This is a genomic window from Streptomyces sp. NPDC093094 (genome assembly GCF_044754345.1).
Taxonomy (GTDB): domain Bacteria; phylum Actinomycetota; class Actinomycetes; order Streptomycetales; family Streptomycetaceae; genus Streptomyces.
This window is the reverse complement of record NZ_JBIVOX010000016.1, coordinates 14,086-38,335: the sequence shown is the minus strand read 5'-3', so window position 1 is coordinate 38,335 and position 24,250 is coordinate 14,086. Positions and strand designations below refer to the sequence as shown.

Annotated in this window: 21 protein-coding genes; 4 read left to right on the top strand and 17 right to left on the bottom strand. The window is 72.1% G+C overall.

Annotated elements, in window-relative coordinates:
• Window positions 1-41 precede the first annotated feature (41 nt).
• A complete protein-coding gene (locus ACIQGV_RS29430) occupies window positions 42-716 on the bottom strand; it encodes a transglycosylase family protein (protein ID WP_402499544.1) in 675 nt (224 codons plus the stop codon).
• 508 nt (window positions 717-1,224) lie between these two features.
• On the opposite strand from ACIQGV_RS29430, the gene ACIQGV_RS29425 reads away from it, so the two are divergent.
• A complete protein-coding gene (locus ACIQGV_RS29425; RefSeq protein ID WP_402499543.1) occupies window positions 1,225-2,007 on the top strand; it encodes a hypothetical protein in 783 nt (260 codons plus the stop codon).
• 134 nt (window positions 2,008-2,141) lie between these two features.
• Window positions 2,142-2,552 (top strand): hypothetical protein, encoded by a 411-nt coding sequence (locus ACIQGV_RS29420; protein ID WP_402499541.1) that lies wholly within the window; start codon window positions 2,142-2,144, stop codon window positions 2,550-2,552.
• A gap of 59 nt (window positions 2,553-2,611) precedes the next feature.
• On the opposite strand, the gene der is transcribed toward ACIQGV_RS29420, so the two are convergent.
• The 16 genes from der to ACIQGV_RS29340 form a co-directional block, all read right to left on the bottom strand.
• Window positions 2,612-4,099 carry a ribosome biogenesis GTPase Der gene (gene der / locus ACIQGV_RS29415; protein ID WP_402499540.1) on the bottom strand — a complete coding sequence of 496 codons (1,488 nt, stop codon included), beginning with the start codon at window positions 4,097-4,099 and terminating at the stop codon, window positions 2,612-2,614.
• 75 nt (window positions 4,100-4,174) lie between these two features.
• The gene (locus ACIQGV_RS29410) at window positions 4,175-4,879 is read right to left on the bottom strand and encodes a lysophospholipid acyltransferase family protein (RefSeq protein WP_402499537.1); all 705 of its coding nucleotides are present in this window, start codon (window positions 4,877-4,879) and stop codon (window positions 4,175-4,177) included.
• The gene (cmk, locus tag ACIQGV_RS29405; RefSeq protein WP_402499535.1) at window positions 4,837-5,523 is read right to left on the bottom strand and encodes a (d)CMP kinase; all 687 of its coding nucleotides are present in this window, start codon (window positions 5,521-5,523) and stop codon (window positions 4,837-4,839) included. The genes ACIQGV_RS29410 and cmk overlap by 43 nt, the downstream gene beginning before the upstream one ends.
• A gap of 511 nt (window positions 5,524-6,034) precedes the next feature.
• Complete coding sequence (locus tag ACIQGV_RS29400; RefSeq protein WP_402499532.1) at window positions 6,035-7,120, bottom strand: prephenate dehydrogenase; 1,086 nt, start codon at window positions 7,118-7,120, stop codon at window positions 6,035-6,037.
• Window positions 7,117-7,479, bottom strand: coding sequence for a chorismate mutase (gene aroH / locus ACIQGV_RS29395; RefSeq protein ID WP_402499529.1), 363 nt, complete (start codon window positions 7,477-7,479; stop codon window positions 7,117-7,119). The genes ACIQGV_RS29400 and aroH overlap by 4 nt, the downstream gene beginning before the upstream one ends.
• 118 nt (window positions 7,480-7,597) lie before the next feature.
• Window positions 7,598-8,617, bottom strand: a complete 1,020-nt coding sequence (locus tag ACIQGV_RS29390; RefSeq protein ID WP_402499527.1) for an ADP-ribosylglycohydrolase family protein — start codon at window positions 8,615-8,617, stop codon at window positions 7,598-7,600.
• Entirely contained in the window at window positions 8,614-9,333 is a 720-nt protein-coding gene (locus ACIQGV_RS29385; RefSeq protein ID WP_402499525.1) for an NUDIX hydrolase, read from the bottom strand. Before ACIQGV_RS29385 ends, ACIQGV_RS29390 begins: the two co-directional genes overlap by 4 nt.
• A gap of 73 nt (window positions 9,334-9,406) precedes the next feature.
• Window positions 9,407-10,483 (bottom strand): pseudouridine synthase, encoded by a 1,077-nt coding sequence (locus ACIQGV_RS29380; RefSeq protein ID WP_402499523.1) that lies wholly within the window; start codon window positions 10,481-10,483, stop codon window positions 9,407-9,409.
• Window positions 10,483-11,151: an SMC-Scp complex subunit ScpB gene (scpB, locus tag ACIQGV_RS29375; RefSeq protein WP_402499521.1), complete on the bottom strand. Its 669-nt coding sequence runs from the start codon at window positions 11,149-11,151 to the stop codon at window positions 10,483-10,485. Before scpB ends, ACIQGV_RS29380 begins: the two co-directional genes overlap by 1 nt.
• Window positions 11,148-12,344 (bottom strand): segregation/condensation protein A, encoded by a 1,197-nt coding sequence (locus ACIQGV_RS29370; protein WP_402499519.1) that lies wholly within the window; start codon window positions 12,342-12,344, stop codon window positions 11,148-11,150. The genes scpB and ACIQGV_RS29370 overlap by 4 nt, the downstream gene beginning before the upstream one ends.
• An 18-nt stretch (window positions 12,345-12,362) precedes the next feature.
• Complete coding sequence (locus ACIQGV_RS29365; protein WP_402499516.1) at window positions 12,363-12,938, bottom strand: hypothetical protein; 576 nt, start codon at window positions 12,936-12,938, stop codon at window positions 12,363-12,365.
• Window positions 12,923-14,059 carry a ParA family protein gene (locus ACIQGV_RS29360; RefSeq protein ID WP_402499514.1) on the bottom strand — a complete coding sequence of 379 codons (1,137 nt, stop codon included), beginning with the start codon at window positions 14,057-14,059 and terminating at the stop codon, window positions 12,923-12,925. Before ACIQGV_RS29360 ends, ACIQGV_RS29365 begins: the two co-directional genes overlap by 16 nt.
• 387 nt (window positions 14,060-14,446) lie before the next feature.
• Window positions 14,447-15,571 (bottom strand): alanine dehydrogenase, encoded by a 1,125-nt coding sequence (gene ald, locus ACIQGV_RS29355; protein WP_402499511.1) that lies wholly within the window; start codon window positions 15,569-15,571, stop codon window positions 14,447-14,449.
• A gap of 129 nt (window positions 15,572-15,700) precedes the next feature.
• Complete coding sequence (locus tag ACIQGV_RS29350) at window positions 15,701-17,770, bottom strand: tetratricopeptide repeat protein (RefSeq protein ID WP_402499509.1); 2,070 nt, start codon at window positions 17,768-17,770, stop codon at window positions 15,701-15,703.
• A gap of 293 nt (window positions 17,771-18,063) precedes the next feature.
• A complete protein-coding gene (locus ACIQGV_RS29345) occupies window positions 18,064-18,690 on the bottom strand; it encodes an NUDIX domain-containing protein (RefSeq protein ID WP_402499506.1) in 627 nt (208 codons plus the stop codon).
• 81 nt (window positions 18,691-18,771) lie between these two features.
• Entirely contained in the window at window positions 18,772-20,442 is a 1,671-nt protein-coding gene (locus tag ACIQGV_RS29340) for a CTP synthase (RefSeq protein ID WP_402499503.1), read from the bottom strand.
• Window positions 20,443-20,972: 530 nt separating this feature from the next.
• On the opposite strand from ACIQGV_RS29340, the gene ACIQGV_RS29335 reads away from it, so the two are divergent.
• Together ACIQGV_RS29335 and ACIQGV_RS29330 are read left to right on the top strand one after the other, a co-directional pair.
• Window positions 20,973-22,775, top strand: a complete 1,803-nt coding sequence (locus ACIQGV_RS29335; RefSeq protein WP_402499825.1) for a glycoside hydrolase family 15 protein — start codon at window positions 20,973-20,975, stop codon at window positions 22,773-22,775.
• A 68-nt stretch (window positions 22,776-22,843) separates the two neighbouring features.
• Window positions 22,844-24,226: an FAD-binding protein gene (locus ACIQGV_RS29330; protein WP_402499501.1), complete on the top strand. Its 1,383-nt coding sequence runs from the start codon at window positions 22,844-22,846 to the stop codon at window positions 24,224-24,226.
• Window positions 24,227-24,250 lie beyond the last annotated feature (24 nt).

Here is a 24,250-nt window from a genome sequence, read left to right as displayed (position 1 = left end):
GACCGGGCGGGGCGGTGCCGTGGGCCGGGAGGCCGCGCGGCTCAGACGTCGAGGCGCAGTCCGGGCACGATCAGGTCGGGGTCGGCGCCGATGACGGCCCTGTTGGCCGCGTACAGGTTCTGCCAGCTGGTGCCGTTGCGGGCGGCGATGCCGCTGAGCGTGTCGCCGCGGCGGACGGTGTAGTCCCCGCGCGAGGCGCTGCGGTCGGTGTGGCCCGAGGTGCGTGCCGGTGCCTGCGCGGGCCGGGCCGGGGCCGCCTCGGGGGTGCTCGGTGCGCTCCGGGTCCGCTCCGTGCTCCGGGTGTCCGAGGCCGGGGTCCCTGTGTCCGCGGGGGCGCCGCCGTAGGCGCCGGCCCGGGCCGAGCAGGTGGGCCAGGCGCCCCAGCCCTGCGCCTGCTGGACCTTGGTGGCCACGGAGATCTGCTGCTCACGGCTCGCGCCGTCGGCGGTCGGGGCGTAGGCGGTGCCGCCGTACGCGCTCCAGGTGCCGGCGGAGAACTGGAGTCCGCCGTAGTAGCCGTTGCCGGTGTTGATGTGCCAGTTCCCGCCGCTCTCGCACTGGGCGATGCGGTCCCACACTCCGCCGTCCGCCGCGTGGGCGCCGCCTGTCGCGGCCAGCAGGCCGAGCGGGGCGAGCAGTACCGCCCCGGCGAGAGCCGCCGTCGTACGCGCCTTGCGGGAGGAGCTGTCGTAGGTGGTATCGGCACATTCGGACATGAGCATCCCTCTCTACGGACCCGGGGTCCCCGAAGCAGGGCACGCTCCCGCGCGTCGGCGCGTTCTGCGTGCTCCGCCCCGTCCGCCGGAGGGGGTCGTGCTGTCGAACTGGTCTGGTGCGGTCGGCGGACGTACCCGAGCGGTGCTCGTTGCACACGGCCGATGAATGTACGGAGCGTGGTGAGCCGATCTCAACCAACTTCCCGTCCTGGCAGGCCAGTTCGGCGTTACCGGCGGTATCCGCGCATTGCGGGAGCCCGCTTCATTCCTGAATTTCCTGATTTTTCGAACAGGCCGCGTGGCGTTCTGTGACCCAGCTCACCGCGTCAAGTTTCTTTGATTTCCGATTACTTGACATTGAGTGGCCGATTCCGTACGGCATGTGACCCTGCGCGTCGGATGGCGCAATTCCGTTCGTGGAGCAGCGTGACCCCCGCCACAGGTCCCCCGTTGTCATCTTCATGAGGCCGTCCGGCCTCGCCCACCCCGCATCTCTAGGGAGCCACCCGTGCCGCGCATGCTCGACCTCAGCGACGAGGTACGCGCCGAGATCGGCGACGAAGAAGCAGACCGGCTGCTCGCCGGAGACCACGCCCCCGGCGGTTACGACTGCACCTCCTGCCGCACCCCGGGCGACTCCGAGCACGAGCGCACCAGCACCGTCCTCTTCGTCGGTGACGAGACCGCCGTCCTCGCCTTCGCCCACGCCACCTGCCTGCCCTCGCAGGTCGTCCAGGTCACCGAGGAGCAGCTGCGCGGTGCCGTGCGCTCCATCAGCGGCGACACCGTCGACCTGGACCCCGGCAAGGTCGTCGCCGAGCAGGCCGTGCTCGGGGTGACCAGCGGACTCGTGCTGATCGCCGGGGAGTTGCACCCCGCCCTGGTGGTCGAGCCGACCGGCCCGATCGTGCGCCCCGGCTCCGTCGCGGCCGGCGACGACTTCCTGCCGCTGCTGATCGAGCAGGGCTTCATGCCGGTCACCGAACTGTCGGCGGTGCCGCCGGTGCAGCACGGCTGGTCGGTGCTGCTCGCCATGGGCCAGCTGCACGCGGTGCTCCAGCCCGGCCCGAACGGCGGGCAGCCGGTGGCCTGGTGGCAGGCGCACCAGCCGCTCCAGGTGACCGAGGGGTGGCGGGCCGCCGCGAACAAGCACCAGCAGGTGCTGATGTTCGCCGCGCCGGTGGGCTCGATCGGCCGCCAGCCGCGCGAGGACCTGCTGCGTGACGCGCTGGACAAGGCCGCGGGGGGCGGGCAGCTGGTCGGTGCGACGCTGCCTCTCGCCGGCACCTGACGCGGTTGCGCCGAGCGGGACGCCGTGAGCGGACCGGGGCCCCAGGGCGTTCCCGGTCGCTCGCGCGGTTCCCCGCGCCCCTCGGGGGCGCCGCACCACCGCATCTCTTCAACTGGCCGGTCGTTTGGACATACGTGCACGCATACGACGCCCCCCGCCGCCAGGTCCCGCCGCCGATCCCCTCGGCGCGGGCGGCTCACGACTCCCAGAACGGGCCATCGGCCACGCCGATCTACGACAGGCTCTACGCCGAGTACGTCAAGACCTTCCGCTCGCTGCCCGGTGACCGCAGCGGCGAGGAGGCACTGGGTTTCACCGCGTTCGGCAGCAGCCCGCACGGGTCGGGGTCGTACGGCTCGGGCTCGTACGACAGCCAGAACCCGTCGTCGTACAGCAGCTCGTACAGCGCCTACAGCGCGGGCGCGAACAGCGCGCGGACCGGCACGGGCCAGCAGCCGCAGTGGCAGCGGATCGGACTGCTCGGGCAGCACGGCACGATGACACATGTGCCGGCCGCGCTGCCGCCGGGGACACGCGGGCAGTGACCCGCACGGATGCGGGGCGGCCTCCGGTGGAGGCCGCCCCGCATCCGTGCGTCACACCGCTACTTCTTCTTCTTGGCGCCGCGCTTCTCGCGCACCCGCACCGAGATGTGGATCGGGGTGCCCTCGAAGCCGAACTCCTCGCGCAGCCGGCGCTCGATGAAGCGCCGGTAGCCCGCCTCGATGAAGCCGGACGCGAACAGCACGAACCGCGGCGGCTTGGTGCCGGCCTGGGTGCCGAAGAGGATGCGCGGCTGCTTGCCGCCCCGGATCGGGTGCGGATGGGCCGCGACCAGCTCGCCGAGGAAGGCGTTCAGCCGGCCCGTGGGCACACGGGTCTCCCAGCCGTCGAGAGCCGTCTCGATCGCCGGGACCAGCTTCTCCATGTGCCGGCCGGTCCGCGCGGAGACGTTCACCCGGGGCGCCCAGGCGATCTGGCCCAGCTCGGTCTCGATCTCCCGCTCCAGGTAGTAGCGGCGCTCCTCGTCGAGGGTGTCCCACTTGTTGAAGGCCACCACCACCGCGCGCCCGGCCTCGACGGCCATGGTCACGATGCGCTGGTCCTGCACCGAGATGTTCTCGGAGGCGTCGATCAGGATGACGGCGACCTCGGCCTTCTCCACCGCGGCCGCGGTGCGCAGGGAGGCGTAGTAGTCGGCGCCCTGCTGGAGGTGGACCCGCTTGCGGATACCGGCGGTGTCGACGAACTTCCAGGTGACGCCGCCGAGGTCGATCAGCTCGTCGACCGGGTCGCGGGTGGTGCCGGCGAGCTCGTTGACGACGACGCGCTCCTCGCCCGCGACCTTGTTCAGCAGCGAGGACTTGCCGACGTTCGGGCGGCCGATCAGGGCGATGCGACGCGGGCCGCCGGCCCCGGCGCCGCCGAAGCTCTGCTCGGGCGCCTCGGGCAGCGCCTCCAGGACGGCGTCCAGCATGTCGCCGGTGCCTCGGCCGTGCAGCGCGGAGACCGGGTGCGGCTCACCGAGGCCCAGCGACCACAGGTAGGACGCGTCCGCCTCGCCGCTCGGACCGTCGACCTTGTTGGCGCACAGCACCACGGGCTTGCCGGCCTTGCGCAGCAGCCGTACGACGGCCTCGTCGGTGTCGGTGGCGCCGACCTTGGCGTCGACGACGAAGACCACCGCGTCGGCCGCCTCGATCGCGAACTCGGCCTGCGCGGCCACGGACGCGTCGATACCGAAGACGTCCTGCTCCCAGCCGCCGGTGTCGACGACCTTGAAGCGGCGGCCCGCCCACTCGGCCTCGTAGGTGACGCGGTCGCGGGTGACACCGGGCTTGTCCTCGACGACGGCCTCGCGGCGGCCGATGATCCGGTTCACCAGGGTCGACTTGCCGACATTGGGACGGCCGACGACGGCGAGCACCGGCAGCGGGCCGTGCCCGGCCGCCTCGATCGCGCCCTCGACGTCCTCCAGGTCGAAGCCCTCTTCCGCGGCGAGCTCCATGAACTCCGCGTACTCGGCGTCGCCGAGTGCCCCGTGGTCGTGCTCGAAGTGGTCCGAGCCGCCGGGCTGGATCTGGTCGTTCATGAAGTCCGTACCTCGTCGTTCATCGTGGTGATCGGTGGAGTGCCCGTTTCGGGGTGATCCACTACTCAGTGTCGCTCAGCGCCCGGTCAGACGCCTGGCGTTTTCCAGGTGGAGAGTGAGCTGCTTCTGGATGCGCTCGGTCGCCTCGTCCAGCGCCTTGCGCGTGCGCCGCCCGGAGCCGTCCCCCGCATCGAACGGGTCGCCGAAGACGACGTCGACACGGCTGCGCAGCGGGGGCAGCCCCTTTATCAACCGTCCGCGCCTCTCGGAACTTCCCAGCACGGCCACCGGCACGATCGGGGCGCCGCCGCGCACCGCGAAGTAGGCGAGTCCGGCGCGCAGGGAGGCGAAGTCGCCCTCGCCCCGGGTGCCCTCGGGGAAGATCCCGAGGACGCCGCCGCTCTCCAGCACGCCCAGGGCCCGGGTGATCGCCGTGCGGTCGGCGGTGGTGCGGTCCACCTTCAGCTGGCCGATGCCGGTCAGGAAGGGGTCCAGGGGGCCGATGAACGCCTCCTTCTTGATCAGGAAGTGGGTGGGCCGCGGCGCCACTCCCATGACCATGGGGCCGTCGATGTTGTGGCTGTGGTTCACCGCGAAGATCACCGGGCCGGTGGCGGGCACCTTCCAGGCACCCAGCACCCGCGGCCGCCACAGCCCGTACATCAGGCCGACGCCGATCCGGCGCCCGACCTCGGCGCCGCGCTCCGAGGGAGGGCCCGCCTCCCCGCGCTCCACGCTCACTGCCCGGCCCGCTTCTCCTCGACGAGGGTGACGACGCACTCGACGACCTGCTGGAGGGTCAGCTCGGTGGTGTCCACCTCGACCGCGTCGTCCGCCTTGGCGAGCGGCGAGGTCTTGCGGCTGGAGTCGGCCGCGTCCCGCTTGAGCAGCGCCTCGCGGGTGGAGTGGACGTCCGCGCCCTTGAGCTCACCGCTGCGGCGGGCGGCACGGGCCTCCGGCGAGGCGGTCAGGAAGATCTTGAGGTCGGCGTCGGGCAGCACGGTGGTGCCGATGTCCCGGCCCTCGACCACGATGCCCCGCTCCGCCGAGGCGGCGATGGACCGCTGGAGCTCGGTGATCCGGGTCCGCACCTCGGGCACCGCGCTGACGGCGCTGACCTGGGAGGTGACCTCCTGGGTGCGGATCGGGCCGGAGACGTCGATGCCGTCGACGGTGATCGTCGGACCGGCCGGGTCGGTGCCCGAGACGATCTCCGGCTTGCCCGTCACGGCGGCGATCGCGGTCGGGTCGTCGATGTCGATCCCGTTGGTCACCATCCACCAGGTGATCGCCCGGTACTGGGCGCCGGTGTCCAGGTAGCTCAGGCCGAGCTGCGCGGCGACGGCCTTCGACGTGCTCGACTTGCCGGTGCCGGAGGGACCGTCGATGGCGACGATCACGGACTGGGCGGCGCCGTTTTCCACGGAGGGACACCTTCCTGGTGCGGTGTGGCGGGAGGGGTGCGGGGCGCGAGGGCGCCCCGCACAAGGTTACCGGCCCTCGGGCACACCCCTTCCCGCCGCCTTCCCGGCACCGCCGCCGGCCGGCTCACCGCGGCTTTCCGGGCACCGCGACCCACCGGGCACCGCGACCGCCACGGCACCGCCGTCCGCCGGCCCCGCAGACCGTCCGGCGCCACAGACCGTGCGAGACATCGCCGCCCGCCGCCCGCCGCGACCCACCAGGCACCGCGACCGCCACGGCACCGCCGTCCGCCGGCCCCGCAGACCGTCCGGCGCCACAGACCGTGCGAGACATTGCCGCCCGTCGCCCGCCCCGGCACCGCGGCCCGCCGGGCACCGCGACCGTCCCGGCACCGCCGTCCGCCGGCCCCGCAGACCGTGCGAGACATCGCCGCCCGCCGCCCGCCGCGACCCTCCCGGCACCGCAGCCCGCCGGGGGCCCGCCGCCTTCTCGCCGCCGCGGGCCCACGGCTCACTGCCGGATCGACCAGCCCCGGTCGCGCAGGGCCGCGGTGAGCACCGGCGCGGCCTTCGGCTCCACCATGAGCTGCACCAGGCCCGCCTGCTGCCCGGTCGCGTGCTCGATGCGCACGTCCTCGATGTTGACGCCGGCCAGGCCGGCGTCCGCGAAGATACGGGCCAGCTGTCCCGGCTGGTCGTCGATGAGCACGGCCACGGTCTCGTAGACGCGCGGCGCGGACCCGTGCTTGCCGGGCACCCGGACCTGGCCGGCGTTGCCGCGCCGCAGCACGTCCTCGACGCCGGCGGCGCCCTCGCGGCGCTTGTCCTCGTCGGAGGACTGCAGGGCGCGCAGCGCCCGGACCGTCTCGTCGAGGTCGGCGGAGACCTCCGTGAGCAGGTCGGCGACCGGCCCGGGGTTCGCGGAGAGGATGTCGATCCACATCCGCGGGTCGGACGCGGCGATCCGGGTCACGTCGCGGATGCCCTGCCCGCACAGGCGTACGGCGGCGTCCTCGGCGTGCTCCAGGCGCGCGGCGACCATGCTGGAGAGCAGATGCGGCATGTGGGAGACCAGGGCCACCGCGCGGTCGTGGGCGTCGGCGTCCATGACGACGGGGACGGCCCGGCAGTGCGAGACCAGCTCCAGGGCGAGGTTCAGCACCTCGGTGTCGGTGTCCCGGGTCGGGGTGAGCACCCAGGGGCGGCCCTCGAAGAGGTCGCCGGTGGCGGCCAGCGGCCCGGACTTCTCGCGGCCGGACATCGGATGGCTGCCGAGGTACGTCGTGAGGTCCAGGCCGAGCGCCTCCAGCTCGCGGCGCGGCCCGCCCTTGACGCTCGCCACGTCGAGGTAGCCGCGGGCCACGCCCCGGCGGACGGCGTCGGCGAGCACCGTGGCCACATGCGCGGGCGGGGCGGCGACCACCGCGAGGTCGACCGGGCCGGCGGGCGCCTCGTCGGTGCCGGCGCCGAGGGCGGCCGCGGTGCGGGCCTGCTCCGGGTCGTGGTCGGACAGATGCACGACGACGCCGCGCTGGGCGAGGGCCAGGGCGACGGAGGTGCCGATCAGCCCGGTTCCGATGACGAGTGCGGTCCTCACTGGGCGATGTCCTTGCGCAGGGCGGCCGCCGCACCGAGGTAGACGTGTGCGATGTCGGCGCGGGGCTTGTCGGATTCGATGTGCGCGAGGATCCGTACGACCCGGGCCATGGCGCCCTCGATGTCGAGTTCCTGGGCGCAGATCAGCGGTACGTCGACGATGCCGAGCTTGCGGGCGGCCGCCGCCGGGAAGTCGCTGTGCAGATCGGGCGTGGCCGTGAACCAGATGCTGATCAGATCGTCGGCGGTCAGGCCGTTGCGTTCCAGGACGGCCGTGAGCAGCGCCCCGACCTGCTCGTCCATGTGGCCGGCCTCGTCCCGCTCCAGTTGCACGGCCCCCCGGACCGCTCGTACCGCCACCGCACCGCTCCTCGCTGATGTACGACTGTTTCGCGGCACCAGCCTAGTCAGCCCCCGCGGGTCCGGCGTCCGCCGCCCGTCCCGTGAGACACGCCGGGGGCGGCGGGCCCCGGTCCGGTCACTCGTCCCACAGCGCCCCGAGCGCGATCAGTTCCCCGTGGTGCTCGATCCGGTCGGCCCAGGCGTCGGGCCACGCCCGCGCCCCCAGGTACGCGCCCGCGAAGGCGCCCGCCAGACAGGCGATCGAGTCGGAGTCGCCGGAGGAGCAGGCGGCCCGGCGCAGGGCGGTGAGGGGCTCGTCGGGGAAGAGCAGGAAGCACAGCAGCCCGGTCGCCAGCGCCTCCTCGGCGATCCAGCCCTCCCCGGTGGCCAGGCACGGGTCGTCCTCCGGCGCGGGGTCGCGCAGCGCGGCCTCCAGCCGCTCCAGGACGCCCAGGCAGTCGTCCCAGCCGCGCGCGACGAAGTGCTCGGGGCTCGGGTCCTGGGCGCGGGTCCACAGGTCACCGAGCCAGGTGTGGTGGTAGCGGGTGCGGTTCTCCAGGGCGTACGACCGCAGGTGCCCGACCAGCTCGTCCGGCCCGGTCCCCTGCGCGAGCAGCCGTACGGCGTGCGCGGTGAGGTCGGACGCGGCGAGCGCGGTCGGATGCCCGTGGGTGAGGCCGGACTGCAACTGGGCGGCGCCCGCCCGCTGTTCGTCGCTCAGCCCGGGGACGAGTCCGACCGGCGCGACGCGCATGTTGGCGCCGCAGCCCTTGGAGCCGATCTGGGAGGCGTCCTGCCAGAGCCGGCCCTCGGTCCTGAGCAGATCGCAGGCGACGAGACAGGTGCGGCCGGGTGCCCGGTTGTTCTCCGGTGACCGGTACCAGTCCACGAACTCCTCGCGCACCGGCCGCTCCAGCCGCTCGGGCGCGAGGTGTCCGCGGTCCATGGCGGTGCGCAGACCGCGGCCGAGGGCGAGGGTCATCTGGGTGTCGTCGGTGACGAGCGCCTTCTCGGGCAGCCGCATCTCCCGCCACGGCCCGAACCGGAAGAGGATCGACTCCACGGTGCTGAACTCGGTCGGGCGGCCGAGCGCGTCGCCGAGCGCGAGGCCCAGCAGGGCTCCGGTGGCGGCGTGCTTCCTCTCGAAGACGGTCATGCGGGACGTCCTTCCCGGGGCGGTCGGAGCAGGGGCGGGTGCAGTGCGGCGGCGGGGCCCGCGCGGTAGAGGGCGGCCGGTTTGCCGCGGCCGCCGGTCAGCCGGGAGGCACCGGGCACGGGTTCCACGAAGCCGGACGTGGCGAGCACCTTGCGGCGGAAGTTGGGCCGGTCCAGCGGGGTGCCCCAGACCGTCTCGTAGACCTGCTGGAGCTCGCCGAGGGTGAACTCGGGCGGGCAGAAGGCGGTGGCGAGGCAGGTGTGTTCGAGCCGGGTGCCGACGCGGTCGTGGGCGTCGGCCAGGATGCGTCCGTGGTCGAAGGCGAGCGGCCCCGCCGCGCCGTACGGCACCCAGCGGGCCTGCGCCGCGTCCCCGCCGCCCCGCGCCTCGGGGGCGTCGGGCAGCAGCGCGGTGAACGCGACCGACACGACCCGCATACGGGGATCGCGGCCGGGTTCGCTGTAGGTGCGCAGCTGCTCCAGGTGCAGCCCCGTGACGTCCGCCAGGCCCGTCTCCTCCGCCAGCTCCCGCCGGGCGGCGGTCTCGGCCGACTCCTCGGGCAGCAGAAAGCCGCCGGGCAGGGCCCAGCGGCCGGCGTACGGCTCCTGTCCGCGCTCGACGAGCAGGACGTGCAGGGCGCCGTCGCGAAGGGTGAGCACCGCCAGGTCGACGGTGACGGCGAAGGGCTCGTACGCGTGCTTGTCGTAGTCGTCCACGGCATCCACCCCCTTTTATAGTCGTCCTGACTATAAAAGGGGGTGGATGCCGGTGACAAGCTCCGGGTGCGTCCTAGAGGTCGACTTCCTTCATCAGCATGCCGACCTCGGTGTTCGACAGCCGCCGCAGCCAGCCCGACTTCTGGTCGCCGAGGGTGATCGGACCGAAGGCGACCCGCACGAGCTTGTCGACCGGGAACCCGGCCTCGGCGAGCATGCGGCGCACGATGTGCTTGCGGCCCTCGTGCAGGGTCACCTCGACCAGGTAGTTCTTGCCGGTCTGCTCGACGACCCGGAAGTGGTCGGCGCGGGCGTAGCCGTCCTCCAGCTGGATGCCGTCCTTGAGCTGCTTGCCCAGGTCGCGCGGGATCGGGCCGACGATGTGCGCGAGGTAGGTCTTCTTCACGCCGTACTTCGGGTGGGTCAGCCGGTGGGCCAGCTCGCCGTGGTTGGTGAGCAGGATGACGCCCTCGGTCTCGGTGTCGAGCCGGCCGACGTGGAAGAGCCGCGTCTCACGGTTGGTGACGTAGTCCCCGAGGCACTGCCGCCCCTCGGGGTCCTCCATCGTGGAGACGACGCCCGCGGGCTTGTTCAGCGAGAAGAACTGGTAGGACTGCGTGGCGACGGTCAGGCCGTCGACCTTGATCTCGTCCTTCTCCGGGTCGACCCGCAGGCCCTGCTCCATGACGATCTGCCCGTTGACCTCGACACGGGCGTCCTCGATCAGCTCCTCGCAGGCACGCCGGGAGCCGTAGCCCGCACGCGCCAGGACCTTCTGCAGCCGCTCGCCCTCCTGCTCGGCGCCCGGGAAGGTCTTGGGCGGCTTGACGTCCTTCTTGCCCGCGTACCGCTCGCGGTTGCGCTCCTCGGCCCGCGCCTCGTACTCGCGGGAGCGCGCGGGGGCCGTACGGCCTCGTCCCGCGCCCTGCTGGGACTGCCGGGGGCCGCCCTTGGCGCCGCCGCGCGCGGAGGCGCCGCGCCCGGACTTGGGGCCGTCCTGGGTCGCGCCGGGGCCGACGTCGTAGCGGCGCTCCTCGGGGCGGGGCTTGCGGGGGCGGCCCTGCCCCTGCCGGTCGTCCCTGCTGTTGCCGGCACCGCGGTAGTTGCCCCGCCCGCCGTTCCTGCCGCTGCCGCTGCCGCTGCTTCGCATCAAATGTCCGTCGTCGTCGTGTGTTCGTCGTCTGCGCCCGGGCCCTCGTCGGGAGCGTCCGGGTCGAACGACGGCACCCCTTCCTGGCTCTCGGCCTCGATGGCGTCCGCCTCCGGGAGGAAGGGCGCCAGCTCCGGGAGTTCGTCCAGACCGCGCAGGCCCATCCGCTCCAGGAAGTAGTTCGTCGTCACGTACAGGATCGCACCTGTTTCGGGTTCCGTGCCCGCCTCCGCGACCAGACCGCGCTGGAGGAGGGTGCGCATGACGCCGTCGCAGTTGACTCCGCGCACGGCGGAGACCCGGCTGCGGCTGACCGGCTGGCGGTACGCGACGACGGCCAGGGTCTCCAGAGCCGCCTGGGTGAGCCGGGCCGTCTGCCCGTCCAGGACGAGCTTCTCGACGGCCGCGGCGTACTCGGGGCGGGTGTAGAACCGCCAGCCGCCCGCGACGAAGCGCAGCTCGAAGCCGCGGCCCTGCACGGTGTACTCGTCGGCCAGTTCGCGCAGCGCGTCCGCGATCTGCCGCCTGGGCCGTTCGAGGATCCTCGCCAGGTGCTCCTCGGCCGCGGGCTCGTCCACGACCATGAGGACCGCCTCCAGGGCGGGCTTGAGGCCGAGCCCGGCGACACCGTCCGCCCCGGCCCCGGCTTCGCCGGCTCGCTCGTTCACGGCTTCCTCTCCTCCTCCGGCTCCTCGGGCGGCCGGTCGAACTCGTCGGTCACCCTCGGCGTCCCGTCCCCGTGCCCGCCGGTCCAGCGCACCAGCAGGTCGCCGAGCGCCGCCTCCTGCTCCAGCGCGACGGCCTTCTCCCGGTAGAGCTCCAGCAGCGCGAGGAAGCGTGCCACCACCGTCAGGGTGTCCTCGGTGTCCTCCACCAGGGACCGGAAGCTGGCCTCGCCCAGTTCCCTGAGCCGTGCCACGACGATCCCGGCCTGCTCCCGCACGCTGACCAGCGGCGCGTGGATGTGGTCGACGTACACCTGCGGCTTGGGCTTCGGCTGCATCGCCCTGACGGCGAGCGCGGCGAACCCCTGCGCGCCGATGCTGATCACGACCTCGGGCAGCAGGTCGGCGAGCTGCGGCTCCAGGCCGACCGTACGGGGGTACCGGCGTGCCTCGTCGTCCAGGCGGCCGCTGAAGATCTCCGCGATCCGCTTGTACGCCCGGTACTGGAGCAACCGCGCGAACAGCAGGTCCCGTGCCTCCAGCAGCGCCAGGTCGGCCTCGTCCTCCACCTCCGCCGCGGGCAGCAGCCGGGCGGTCTTCAGATCGAGCAGCGTGGCCGCGACGACGAGGAACTCGGTCGTCTGGTCGAGGTCCCAGTCCGGCCCCATCGCCCGGATGTGCGCCATGAACTCGTCGGTGACCTTCGACAGCGCGACCTCGGTGACGTCCAGCTTGTGCCGGGAGATCAGCTGGAGCAGCAGGTCGAAGGGACCCTCGAAGTTGGCGAGCCGCACCTTGAAGACACCGTCGGGTGCCTCCTCCGCCCCCGGCGCACCGGACCCCGGCTCCCCGGCCGACGGCCCGGCGACGGGCTCCACGGCCGACTCGGCGACCGGCTCCACGGCCGGCCCGGCGGCAGACCGGGCCACCGGCTCCGCGGCCCGCCCGATGACGGGCCGGGCGACCGGCCCGTCGGCCGGTTCGGCGGCAGGTCCGGTGACGGGCTCCACCTCCGGCGCCTCAGCCGGTTCGGTGGCCGGTCCGGCCACCGGCTTCGCGACTCGCCCGGTGACAGACTTCTCGGCCGGCGCCTCAGCCGGTTCCGCGGCGGGCTCCACGGCTCCAGGACCGCGCCCGAGCGCGCGTCTGCGTCCGCCGGACGTACCGGCGCCGCGGGGAGGGTCGTTCGAGGTCATGGCCCCCGCAGGCTACCGCTAGCGCCCCCGCAGCCGTCGTACGAGGATGCTGGCGTCCCCGCGGGTCTCCAGATCGGCGAGCACCACGGCGACGGCCTCCCGGACGATCCGCCCGCGGTCGACGGCCAGGCCGTGCTCGCCCCGGAGCACCAGCCGCGCGTGCTCCAGGTCCATCAGCTCTTCGGCCGACACGTACACGGTGATCTTCTCGTCGTGCCGCTCACGGCCGCTGGGGCGCCGCGTGCCCGACCGCCCCCGTTTGCGCGACGCGGAGGAGTCGGCGGCCGCCCCGGCAGAACCTTCCTGCGGCGCCTGGCGCCGGGAGGCCCGCTCGGCGGCGGCCGCCCTGCTGCGGGACTCCCCGGCGTCGGCAGCCTCGGTGTCGGCCGCGACATGCTCCGCCCCGTCGCCGTCGCCGCCCTGGACGGGCACCGACTGCGGGGCGTCCTCCGCGGCGGCGTCGCTCTCCCCCGCGGGAGCCGGCACCCTGGCCTCGCCGTTGGCGGAGCGCCGGGGAGTGGACGGCTGGAGCGCCATCCCCCCTGTCGTACGGAAGAGTTCGTCGGCCCCCGGCAGACTCACTCGGCGTGACACCGGGCGAGCACCTCCCTGGCGAGCTGGCGGTAGGCGGCGGCACCGACGGAGTTGGAGGCGTACGTGGTGATCGGCTCACCGGCGACCGTGGTCTCCGGGAAGCGGACCGTGCGCCCGATGACCGTGTGGTAGACGTGGTCGTCGAACGCCTCGACGACCCGCGCGAGCACCTCACGGCTGTGCACGGTGCGCGAGTCGTACATCGTGGCGAGGATCCCGTCGAGCTCCAGCTCCGGGTTGAGCCGCTCCTGCACCTTCTCGATCGTCTCGGTCAGCAGCGCGACACCACGGAGGGCGAAGAACTCGCACTCCAGGGGGACGATCACCTTGTGGGCGGCCGTCAGCGCGTTGACGGTGAGCAGACCGAGCGAGGGCTGGCAGTCGATCACGATGTAGTCGTAGTCGTCCATCAGCGGCTTGAGCGCCCGCTGGAGCGTGGACTCGCGCGCCACCTCGGAGACCAGCTGGACCTCGGCGGCCGACAGGTCGATGTTGCTCGGCAGCAGGTCCATGTTGGGGACCGCGGTCTTCAGCAGGACCTCGTCGGCGGACATGCCCCGCTCCATGAGCAGGTTGTAGACCGTGAGGTCGAGCTCCATCGGGTTGACACCGAGACCCACCGACAGCGCGCCCTGCGGGTCGAAGTCCACGAGCAGCACGCGCCGGCCGTACTCCGCGAGCGCGGCACCCAGGTTGATGGTCGACGTGGTCTTGCCGACGCCGCCCTTCTGGTTGCACATCGCGATGATCTTCGCGGGGCCGTGGTCGGTCAGCGGGCCCGGGATCGGGAAGTACGGCAGCGGGCGCCCGGTCGGGCCGATGCGCTCACGGCGCTGGCGCGCGGCATCGGGCGCGAGCGTGGCCGCGTACTCCGGATCCGGCTCGTACTCGGCGTCGGGGTCGTAGAAGTGCCCTTCGGGCAGTTCGTCGTAGTCGGCGAAGTGGTTGCGGGGCGCGCCACTTCCGTCGCCGGCCATGGCGTTCACGTGATGGCCATCCATGCTCTGGTGTGCTGACAGAGCCGTGTGGGGGCTGGTCTGGCTCTGGTGGGCTGCGAAGGTTCGGACAGCGACGGAGCCGACAGCCTCGAGCCCCGTGGAGCCCTGGCTCCGCGTAGGCATTCCTGGTTGACCACCCCCGGGAGAAAATGTCGACTCATTCACAAGTCGTCTTACCTCCTTGGTGACCAGGAAACTTCTAGACAAGGTCAGCGTGGCACCATGCCGACGGTTGGCGACTCTATGGCGTGTCGGCGGTCCGCAGCAACACAATCCGCCGGACCCGGCACGATGTGTCGGCAATGAAACATCCCTCTGTCAAGGGCGTACGGCCGTCGCACGGCAGGTTTCACCGGTGTGCGAATCGGTCCAAGGGTTACGTTCGAGGCGAGTTGGCCCAGAGCCGCAAAGTGACCATACACACATCCGGCCGGACCTTGCGGGCAAGGTCCGGCCGGATGTGCATCGTTGACGCGCCTTGTTGACGTATCGCCTTTACGAAAAGGTGACTTAGCCGAGCAGCGAGTCGAGCTCCACGTGCTCCAGGCCGTGCGCCTCGGCGACCTCCTTGTAGACGACCTTGCCGTCGTGGGTGTTCAGACCCCTGGCGAGCGCGGCGTCGCGGCGCAGCGCCTCGGCCCAGCCGTTGTTGGCCAGCGAGACGATGTAGGGCAGCGTGGCGTTGGTGAGCGCGTAGGTGGAGGTGTTGGGCACCGCGCCGGGCATGTTGGCGACGCAGTAGAAGACCGAGTTGTGGACCATGAAGGTCGGCTCGGCGTGGGTCGTGGGGCGCGAGTCCTCGAAGCAGCCGCCCTGGTCGATCGCGATGTCGACAAGGACACTTCCGGGCTTCATGCGGGACACGAGCTCGTTGGTGACCAGCTTCGGGGCCTTGGCGCCCGGGATGAGGACCGCGCCGATGACGAGGTCGGCCTCCAGGACGGCCTTCTCCAGCTCGAAGGTGTTGGACATGACGGCCTTGACCTTCGTGCCGAAGATCTTGTCGGCCTCGCGCAGCTTGTTGATGTCGCGGTCGAGCAGGGTCACGTCGAAGCCCATGCCGACGGCGATCTGCGCGGCGTTCCAGCCGGAGACGCCGCCGCCGATGACCACGGCCTTCGCCGGGACGACACCCGGGACTCCGCCCGGCAGCACGCCGCGGCCGCCGGCCGAGCGCATCAGGTGGTAGGCGCCGACCTGCGGGGCCAGCCGGCCCGCGACCTCGGACATCGGGGCGAGCAGCGGCAGCGCGCGGTTGGCGAGCTCGACCGTCTCGTAGGCGATGGCGGTGGTGCCGGACTCCAGGAGGGCGTCCGTGCACTCCTTGGAGGCGGCCAGGTGCAGGTAGGTGAAGAGCGTCTGGTCCTTGCGGAGGCGGTGGTACTCCTCGGCGATGGGCTCCTTGACCTTCAGCAGCAGGTCGGCCGTGGCCCACACCTCGTCGGCCGTGTCCAGGATCCGGCCGCCGGCGGCGATGTACTCGGCGTCCGGGATCGAGGAGCCGAGGCCGGCGCCCCGCTCGATGACGACCTGGTGGCCGTTGCGCACCAGCTCGTGCACACCGGCGGGGGTGATGGCCACCCGGAACTCGTTGTTCTTGACCTCGCGGGGGATGCCGACCTTCACGTCGATCACGGTCCTTGGCTCAGAGGGTGTTTTCCACGACATACCGGCCATGCGGGGGCACACCGGTAGACACCGCAGGAGAACGTGCGGCAGAGCCAGTCTAATGAAGGTGTTCCCGCTGTCTAGCCTTTCATTGCATCAATCTTCGATGGATGTACTGCGGATTTCGCAGGCGTTAGGGTCTTGTTCCGGGACGGATCCCTGTGTATCGCCCTCGTGTAGCTCCTCCCCCAGCATGCGCTCGGCCGCGCCGCGGTGCAGCCGCGCGGCCGTCGGGTCCCCGAGGTGCTCCAGGGTGTCGGCCAGCCGCAGGTGCAGCGCGGCCTGCAGCCGTGTGTCCTCCGCGCGCCGCGCCCACTCCACCGCCTCCTGGCAGGTGCGCAGGGACTCCTCGGGCCGTCCGGCGTACTCCTGGACCCGCGCCAGCTCGCTCAACGCCCGCGCGTGGGCGGCGACATCACCCTCCTTGCGGTGTCCGGCGACGGCCGCCCGCCAGCCCCGCATCGCCTCCCCGTAGCGGCCCGCGTAGGTGTGCGCGGTGGCGATCCGCCCGTACAGCCGGGCGGCGTCCGTCCGCTCGTCCCGGGCCAGCCGCTGGGCCAGCGCCCGGCCGAACCAGTCGGCGGCCCGGTCGTAGTCCCCGAGCTCCAGGTGCGCACCGCCTACGGATTCCATCGCCCGGCCGGTGGCATACGGATCGTTTCCCTCGCGTCCGGCGTCCAGCGCCGCCCGGTAGCGCACCAGAGCCTTGGCGGTCCGGCCGGTGCGGACGTCCAGATCGCCCAGGTTCAGCAGCGCGGCGGCCTTCTCGCGGGGCAGCCCGCGCCGCTCGGCCACGTCCAGGACCAGGCCGTGGACGCCGTACAGGTCGGCGGCCGCCGCCTGGGTGCCCCAGTGCGCGACCATGGCCCGTACGAGCTGGGACATCAGCCTGCGGGCGAGGGTGTCCAGCTCTCCGTCGGCCACCGCCAGCCGGGCCGAGGCCAGCAGCGCGGGCCTGCGGACCTCCAGCCACTCGGCCGCCGCGCGGGGGCTCGGGAAGCGCAGCGAGCGGGGCATGCCGAGCAGCTTCTCGCGGGCCTGCGCACTGTCGGTCTCGGTGATCGCACGGCAGGACTGCAGCAGCCGTACCGTCCGCTCCAGCATCCGGGCGCGGGCCAGCTGGATCTCCGCCGGACGGTCCTGCGACTCGGCGAGCGCCTTCAGCATCGGCTGGATGCAGCCCGGGACCTCGTACTGCGGCAGCGGCGAGTCCACGGCGTGCAGCAGACCGAGGGCGACGAAGTCGTCCAGCGTGGCACGGGCGCTGCTGACCGAGCACCCGGCCAGGGCGGAGGCGGTGTGCGGGTCGACCAGGCCCGCCGGGGCGAGACAGAGCAGTCGCAGTGTCCGGGCGGCGGGCGCGGGCAGCGAGGCGTGGGCGAGCCGGAAGACCCGGGCGAGCGGGCCGGCCGTCTCGTCGCCCTCGGCGCGCAGATGCTTGGCGAGATCGGCCACGGCGGCCTTCGGGCGGGCGGCGAGCCAGCCGCCGGCCAGCATCAGCGCGGCCGGCTGGGCCTGGCACTCCTCGACCAGGCCCTCGGCGGCCCGCGGGTCGACGGTGATGCGCACCGAGCCGGTGTGCCGGGACAGCAGCTCCACGGCCGACTTGGTGTCGAGGCCGCCCAGGGTGCACGGCCGCACGTCGGTGATGCCGGTGAGCGGTCCTCTCGCGACGGCGACGACCAGGCTCTGCGGACTGTCCGGCAGCAGCGCGTCGACCTGCTCGGCGTCCGCGGCGTCGTCGAGCAGCATCAGCGTCCTGCGCCCGGCGAGCGCCTCGCGCAGCGCCTGGGCGAGATCGTCCTCGGCCGCCCCGGCGGGGACCGCCACGTCGAGGGCCGTGAGCAGTTCGCGGGCCGCGCGCTCGACCGGGACGGGCGTTCCGTCCGGCTCGCTGAGACGCGCACGCAGCACACCGTCCTCGTAACGGTCCGCGACCTGCCGGACGAGTTCCTCGGCGAGCGCGGTCCGCCCCGACCCGGGCCGCCCGGCGATGAGCAGGACGCGCGCGCGGGGGGCCTTGCGGCCGGAGAGGGTGTCCAGACCGGCGCGCTCGATGTCGGCGCACAGCCCCTTCAACTCCCTTGTGCGGCCCAGGAACCGGCTGTCCTCACCGGCCCCGTCCGACAGCCGGGCACCGTTCGTCTCCACCGCCTGATCCGTCACGGGCCACGCTCCCGTCCCACCGCACGCGCAAACCCGCCGGGACTCCGGTTCGGGCGTTTTCCAGAGCCTAGTTCACGCTCTGCAACGACCCGGTCGGAGCATGCCGACGCCGTCCGAGGACTCCCCGATCGGATCAACGGACAGTAGGACAACGCCGCCGAGGGGTGCGGGACGCGACCGATGCGCGGCTCCCCCGCGTGGGCGCGACGGGCCACCGCGGCGCGGCAGCCGCACGGCGGCGGGGCCCCGGCGGCGAACCCCGCGGAGCCCCGACGGCGGAGCCCCGGCGGCGGTCAGGCGTCGAACGGCCGCGCGGGCCACGGCGCCTCCGCGGGACGCAACTGCTCCACCCCGCCCGACTGCCGCGCGGCGACCAGCGAAAGCACCCCCACCACGAGGCAGTTGTTGTGCAGCTCCCCCGCGAGGACACCCCGCACCAGCTCGTCCAGCGGCACGCGGTCCAGCTCCAGGTCGATCTCCTCGTGCTCCGCCGTGAACCGCTCCCCCTCGGCCTCGGACAGATCCCGCGCGAGGAAGACGCGCACCGCCTCGTCGCACCCGCCGGGCGTGGTGTACACGTCCGTCAGCACCCGCCAGGACTCGGCCTTGACGTGCGCCTCCTCGTACAGCTCGCGCTGCGCCGCGTGCAGCGGGTTCTCGCCGGGCACGTCGAGCAGCCCGGCCGGGATCTCCCACAGCTTGTGCCGTACGGGGTGCCGGTACTGCCGGAGCACCAGCACCCGGTCCTGCTCGTCGAGGGCCAGGACGGCGACCGAACCGGGGTGGACCTGGTAGTCGCGGCGCACCACGGTCCCGTCGGGCATGACCACCTCGTCGGTCCGCACGGAGGTCTTGTTGCCCCGGAAGGGGATCTCCGTCGCCCGGGTCTCCCACTCCTCGGGGGTGTCCTTGATCGTCATGCCAGCCCTTCCACGTGCGAAGACGAAACCGGGGCGCGCACCTTTGAAGGTTCGCACCCCGGCCACCGTACAACTGGTGTGTTACTTCGAAGCCTTCTCCCCGGCCGCCGCCAGCTGACGCTCGACGGACGCCTTCACCAGTCCCGCGAACAGCGGGTGGGGACGCGTCGGACGCGAGCGCAGCTCCGGGTGGGCCTGCGTGGCGACCAGGTACGGGTGGACGTCACGCGGGTACTCGACGTACTCGACGAGCTTGCCGTCCGGGGAGGTGCCGGAGAACAGGATGCCCGCCTTCTTCTCCAGCTCCGCGCGGTAGGCGTTGTTCACCTCGTAGCGGTGACGGTGCCGCTCCTCGACGTACTCCTTGCCGTCGTAGACCTCGCGCACGATCGAGCCCTCGGCCAGCTTGGCCGGGTACATGCCCAGCCGCATGGTGCCGCCCATGTCGCCCTCACCGGCGACGATGTCCATCTGCTCGGCCATCGTGGAGATGACCGGGTGGGCGGTGGCCGGGTCGAACTCGGTGGAGTTGGCGTCCGTGACGTCGGCCAGGTGACGCGCCGCCTCGATCACGATGCACTGCAGGCCGAGGCAGAGGCCGAGCAGCGGGATCTTGTTCTCGCGGGCGTACTTGATCGCGCCGACCTTGCCGAGCACACCGCGGTCGCCGAAGCCGCCGGGGATGCAGATGCCGTCGACGTCGGCCAGCTGCGCCTTGGCACCGGCCGGGGTCTTGCAGTCGTCCGAGGTGACCCACTTGATCTTGACGCGGGTCCGGTTGGCGAAGCCGCCGGCGCGCAGCGCCTCGGTCACCGACAGATACGCGTCGGGCAGGTCGATGTACTTGCCGACCAGGGCGAGCGTGACCTCGTGGTCGGGGTTGTGGACCCGGTCGAGCAGGTCGTCCCAGGTCGTCCAGTCCACGTCCCGGAACGGCAGGTCCAGCTTGCGGACCGCGTAGGCGTCCAGGCCCTCGCCGTGGACGGTCTTCGGGATGTCGTAGATCGAGCGGGCGTCGGGGCAGGCCACCACGGCGTCCTCGTCGACGTCGCACATCAGCGAGATCTTGCGCTTGATCGCGGTCGGCACCTCACGGTCGCAGCGCAGCACGATCGCGTCGGGCTGGATGCCGATGTTGCGCAGGGCCGCGACCGAGTGCTGGGTCGGCTTGGTCTTCAGCTCGCCGGACGGGCCGATGTAGGGCAGCAGCGAGATGTGCACGACGAAGACGTTGTCCCGGCCGACCTCGTGGCGGACCTGGCGGACGGTCTCCAGGAACGGCAGCGACTCGATGTCGCCGACCGTGCCGCCGACCTCGGTGATCACGACGTCGACCTCGTCGGTCGCCATGCGGCGGATGCGGTGCTTGATCTCGTTGGTGATGTGCGGGATGACCTGCACGGTGTCACCGAGGTACTCGCCGCGCCGCTCCTTGGCGATCACGGTCGAGTAGACCTGCCCTGTAGTGACATTGGCGGTGCCGTCCAGGTCGCGGTCGAGGAAACGCTCGTAGTGTCCGATGTCCAGGTCGGTCTCGGCGCCGTCGTTGGTGACGAAGACCTCGCCGTGCTGGAACGGGTTCATCGTGCCCGGGTCGACGTTCAGGTACGGGTCGAGCTTCTGCATGACGACCCGCAGGCCCCTGGCCTTGAGCAGCATGCCCAGGCTGGAGGCGGTCAGCCCCTTGCCGAGAGAGGAGGCGACACCCCCGGTGACGAAGATGTGCTTGGTCGTCGTGGATTTGGGCGTCATGGCCAAGAGGGGGCTCCCGTGGTCGCTGTCTGGGGGTGCGGTGCGGCTGCCGACCGGAGGGTTCCGGGGGGCGCCGTCGCTGCGGTTCGGGGGTGCGTTCTCCTGGAAAGAACACCCACCGGTCCACGGGCTACCAGCGTATCAGCGCCTCGACCCGATGGCTTCCGGCCACGCTCCGCGCACGTGCGGACACCCGTCCGAACAGGGTCACCGCCCGTCCCGCGGGGCTCACCCGCAGCTCACTCGTCCGGCGGAGGCAGGTTGCCCGGAGCGGCACGCAGATCATCCGTGTGCGTCGTATCCTGCTCGGACACTCGCTGTCGAGCAGGCCGGGAGAGACGGCAACCACCCCCGCCCGTACCCACCGGAACAACAAGAGCTCGTCAGTTCGTTGAGCAACAGATGTCGCTTGTGTCCCCGACTCGGCGACCGATCTGCCTCACAGCTCAATGACGCAGCACAACGACCCCTTGACCGCACTTGCGACCGCCCCCATGCGGGGTGACGTGGCCGTTCGACTGGAGATGCACGTGGCCGGGCGCATCGAAGACTACGCACTCATCGGAGACATGCAGACCGCTGCACTGGTCTGCCGGGACGGGACAGTCGACTGGCTGTGCCTCCCCCGCTTCGACTCGCACGCCATCTTCGCCGGCCTGCTGGGCACCGAGGAGCACGGCTTCTGGCGCATCGGACCGGCGCACGCCGCCGACACCGCGCCCCCCACCGCGGACCGGCGCACCTACCGCGGTGACTCGCTCGTCCTGGAGTCGGAGTGGGACACCCCCCGCGGCACCGTGCGGGTGACCGATTTCATGCCCCCGCGTGACGGGGCGCCCCAGCTGATCCGCATCGTGGAGGGCGTCTCCGGGCGGGTGCCGATGCAGTCGGCGCTGCGGATGCGCTTCAGCTACGGCCGGGTCGTGCCCTGGGTGCACAAGCACGACGGACGTACGGTCGCCGTGGCGGGCCCCGACTCGGTGTGGTTCGACACCGACGCCGAGACCTACGGCCACTCGCTGACGACGTACTCCGACTTCACCGTCTCGCCCGGCGAGCGGATCGCCTTCACCGTCTCCTGGCAGCCCTCGCACAAGGAGGCACCGCCGCTGCCCGAGCCGGAGCAGTCCCTGACGGCGACCGAGGACTTCTGGCGCGAGTGGGTCGAGCACTGTACGTACCACGGCCCCTACCGTGAGGCCGTCGTCCGCTCCCTGATCACACTGAAGGCCCTGACGTACGCCCCCACCGGCGGCATCGTCGCCGCGCCCACCACCTCCCTGCCGGAGGACATCGGCGGCGTGCGCAACTGGGACTACCGCTACACCTGGCTGCGCGACGCGGCGATCACCCTGTCGTCGCTGCTGCGCACCGGCTACCGCGAGGAGGCCCGCGCCTGGCGCGAGTGGCTGCTGCGCGCGGTCGCAGGCGACCCGGAGAACCTCCAGATCATGTACGGCATCGCCGGCGAGCGCGAGCTCGGCGAGGCGGAGCTGGACTGGCTGCCGGGCTACGAGGGCTCCGCCCCGGTCCGTGTCGGCAACGGCGCCGCCCACCAGCTCCAGCTCGACGTCTACGGCGAGGTCACCGAGGCCCTGCACCTGGCCCACATGACCGGCCTGGCCCGCAACGACTACGCCTCGCTGCTCCAGCTGAAGCTGATCAGCTACCTGGAGAAGCACTGGCAGGAGCCCGACGAGGGCATCTGGGAGGTGCGCGGCCCGCGGCGGCACTTCGTGCACTCCAAGGTGATGGCCTGGGTCGCCGTCGACCGCACGATCAAGCTGATCGAGTCCGGCGACGCGGACGGCCCGCTGGAGAGCTGGAAGGAACTGCGCGACGACATCCACCGCGAGGTGTGCGAGAAGGGCTACGACAAGGAGCGCAACACCTTCACGCAGTCCTACGGCTCCAAGGAGCTGGACGCCTCGCTGCTGCTGATCCCGCAGATGGGCTTCCTCCCGCCCGACGACAAGCGCGTCATCGGCACCATCGAGGCGATCCAGCGCGAACTGTCCACGCCGGACGGCTTCATCCTGCGCTACCCCACCGAGGGCGAGTCCGAGGGCGTCGACGGCCTGCCCGGCGACGAGGGCGCCTTCCTCGCCTGCTCGTTCTGGATGGCGGACGACCTGGCGATGATCGGCCGGGTCGACGAGGCCCGCCAGCTGTTCGAGAAGCTGCTGTCGCTGCGCAACGACCTGGGTCTGCTGGCCGAGGAGTGGGACCCGCACCTGCAACGCCAGGTCGGCAACTTCCCGCAGGCGTTCAGCCACGTCCCGCTCATCGACACCGCGCTCAGGCTGACGGCGTCCGGGGCGTACGGCGGCTGAACGAGCCACCGGGCCCGTGCCCGCCTAGGCTGGAAGACATCAACCCCCCTTCCGGAAAGGGGGCGGCCATGGCTTCCCTCTCGAAGGCGGGCGCGGCCCTCACCGCGCTGCGCGAGGATCTGTCGGGCGATGTGTTCGCACCCGGCGACGAGGGCTACGACGACGCCCGGACCGTGTTCAACGCCATGATCGACCGACGGCCCGCGGTGATCGCCCAGTGCGTGGACGAGGACGACGTGGTCCGGGCCGTCCGCTTCGGCCGGGAACTCGATCTGAACATCGCCGTGCGCGGCGGCGGCCACAGCGTGGCGGGCATGGCGCTCAACGACGGCGGGCTGGTGGTCGACCTGCGTCATATGCGCACGGTCACCGTCGATCCCGGCGCCGAGGCCGTACGGATCGCCGGCGGCGCCACGATGAGCGACCTGGACCGCACCACCCAGCCCCACGGCCTCGCCACCACCGGCGGCCGGGCCTCGACCACCGGTGTCGGCGGCTTCGTCCTGGGCGGCGGCAGCGGCTGGCTGGACCGCTGGTGCGGGCTCGCCGTCGACAACCTGCTCGGCGTGGAGCTCGTCACCGCCGACGGTGAACGCGTCCACGCGAACGCCGACGAGAACCCCGACCTGTTCTGGGCCCTGCACGGCGGCGGCGGCAACTTCGGCGTCGCCACCGCGATCACGCTGAAGCTCCACGAACTGCCCGAGTTCTCCATCGCGCTGCTGCTGTACCTCCCGGAGCACGGCCCGCAGGCGGTGCGCACCTTCCGCGACCTGATCACCGTGGGCCCGAACGAGGCGAGCGGCGCCATCATCTACATCACCGGCCCGCCCGAGGAGTTCGTGCCGCCGCACCTGGTCGGCACACTGCTGTGCGGAGTGCTGCTGACGTACGCCGGTCCCGAGGCCGACATGCGCAAGGTCGCCGAGCCGCTGCTCGCGCTGCCGCACGAGGCGGAGGTCGTCGGACAGATGCCGTACGCCGACGTCCAGTGCATGATCGACGACCCGCCCGGCTTCCGGAACTACTGGTCGGCGGAGTACCTGACGGGCGCGCCCGACGCCTACATGGACCTCTTCTGCGCCCGCGCGTCCTCCATGCCCGTGCCGACCGGCACCATGCACGCGCTGTTCCCGCTCGGCGGCGCGATCACCGAGGGCCCGCACGAGTACCCGGTGCCCTACCGGGACGCCCCCTGGGGTGTGCACCCGTTCGGACTCTGGGAGGACCCGGCGGACGACGAACGCTGCATCCAGTGGGTGCGCGACGTACGCACCGACGCGCACCCCTGGAGCACCGGCGCCGTCTACCTCAACTTCATCGGCGACGAGGGCACCGACCGGGTGGTCGCCGGGGTCGGCGCCGACAACGCCCATCGGCTCGCCGAACTGAAACGGCGCTACGACCCCGACAACGTCTTCCGCTTCAACCACAACATCAAGCCGCTCTGAACGGACGCGGCCGAAAGATGTCGC

Excerpts from the sequence above, each read along its gene's own strand:
- ACIQGV_RS29430 (WP_402499544.1), bottom strand. The coding sequence starts at position 716 with ATGTCCGAATGTGCCGATACCACCTACGACAGCTCCTCCCGCAAGGCG.
- ACIQGV_RS29380 (WP_402499523.1), bottom strand. The coding sequence starts at position 10,483 with ATGCGAAGCAGCGGCAGCGGCAGCGGCAGGAACGGCGGGCGGGGCAAC.
- der (WP_402499540.1), bottom strand. The coding sequence starts at position 4,099 with ATGAACGACCAGATCCAGCCCGGCGGCTCGGACCACTTCGAGCACGAC.
- ACIQGV_RS29360 (WP_402499514.1), bottom strand. The coding sequence starts at position 14,059 with ATGCCTACGCGGAGCCAGGGCTCCACGGGGCTCGAGGCTGTCGGCTCC.
- ACIQGV_RS29390 (WP_402499527.1), bottom strand. The coding sequence starts at position 8,617 with ATGACCGTCTTCGAGAGGAAGCACGCCGCCACCGGAGCCCTGCTGGGC.
- ACIQGV_RS29340 (WP_402499503.1), bottom strand. The coding sequence starts at position 20,442 with ATGACGCCCAAATCCACGACGACCAAGCACATCTTCGTCACCGGGGGT.
- ACIQGV_RS29345 (WP_402499506.1), bottom strand. The coding sequence starts at position 18,690 with ATGACGATCAAGGACACCCCCGAGGAGTGGGAGACCCGGGCGACGGAG.
- ACIQGV_RS29330 (WP_402499501.1), top strand. The coding sequence starts at position 22,844 with ATGGCTTCCCTCTCGAAGGCGGGCGCGGCCCTCACCGCGCTGCGCGAG.
- ACIQGV_RS29370 (WP_402499519.1), bottom strand. The coding sequence starts at position 12,344 with ATGACCTCGAACGACCCTCCCCGCGGCGCCGGTACGTCCGGCGGACGC.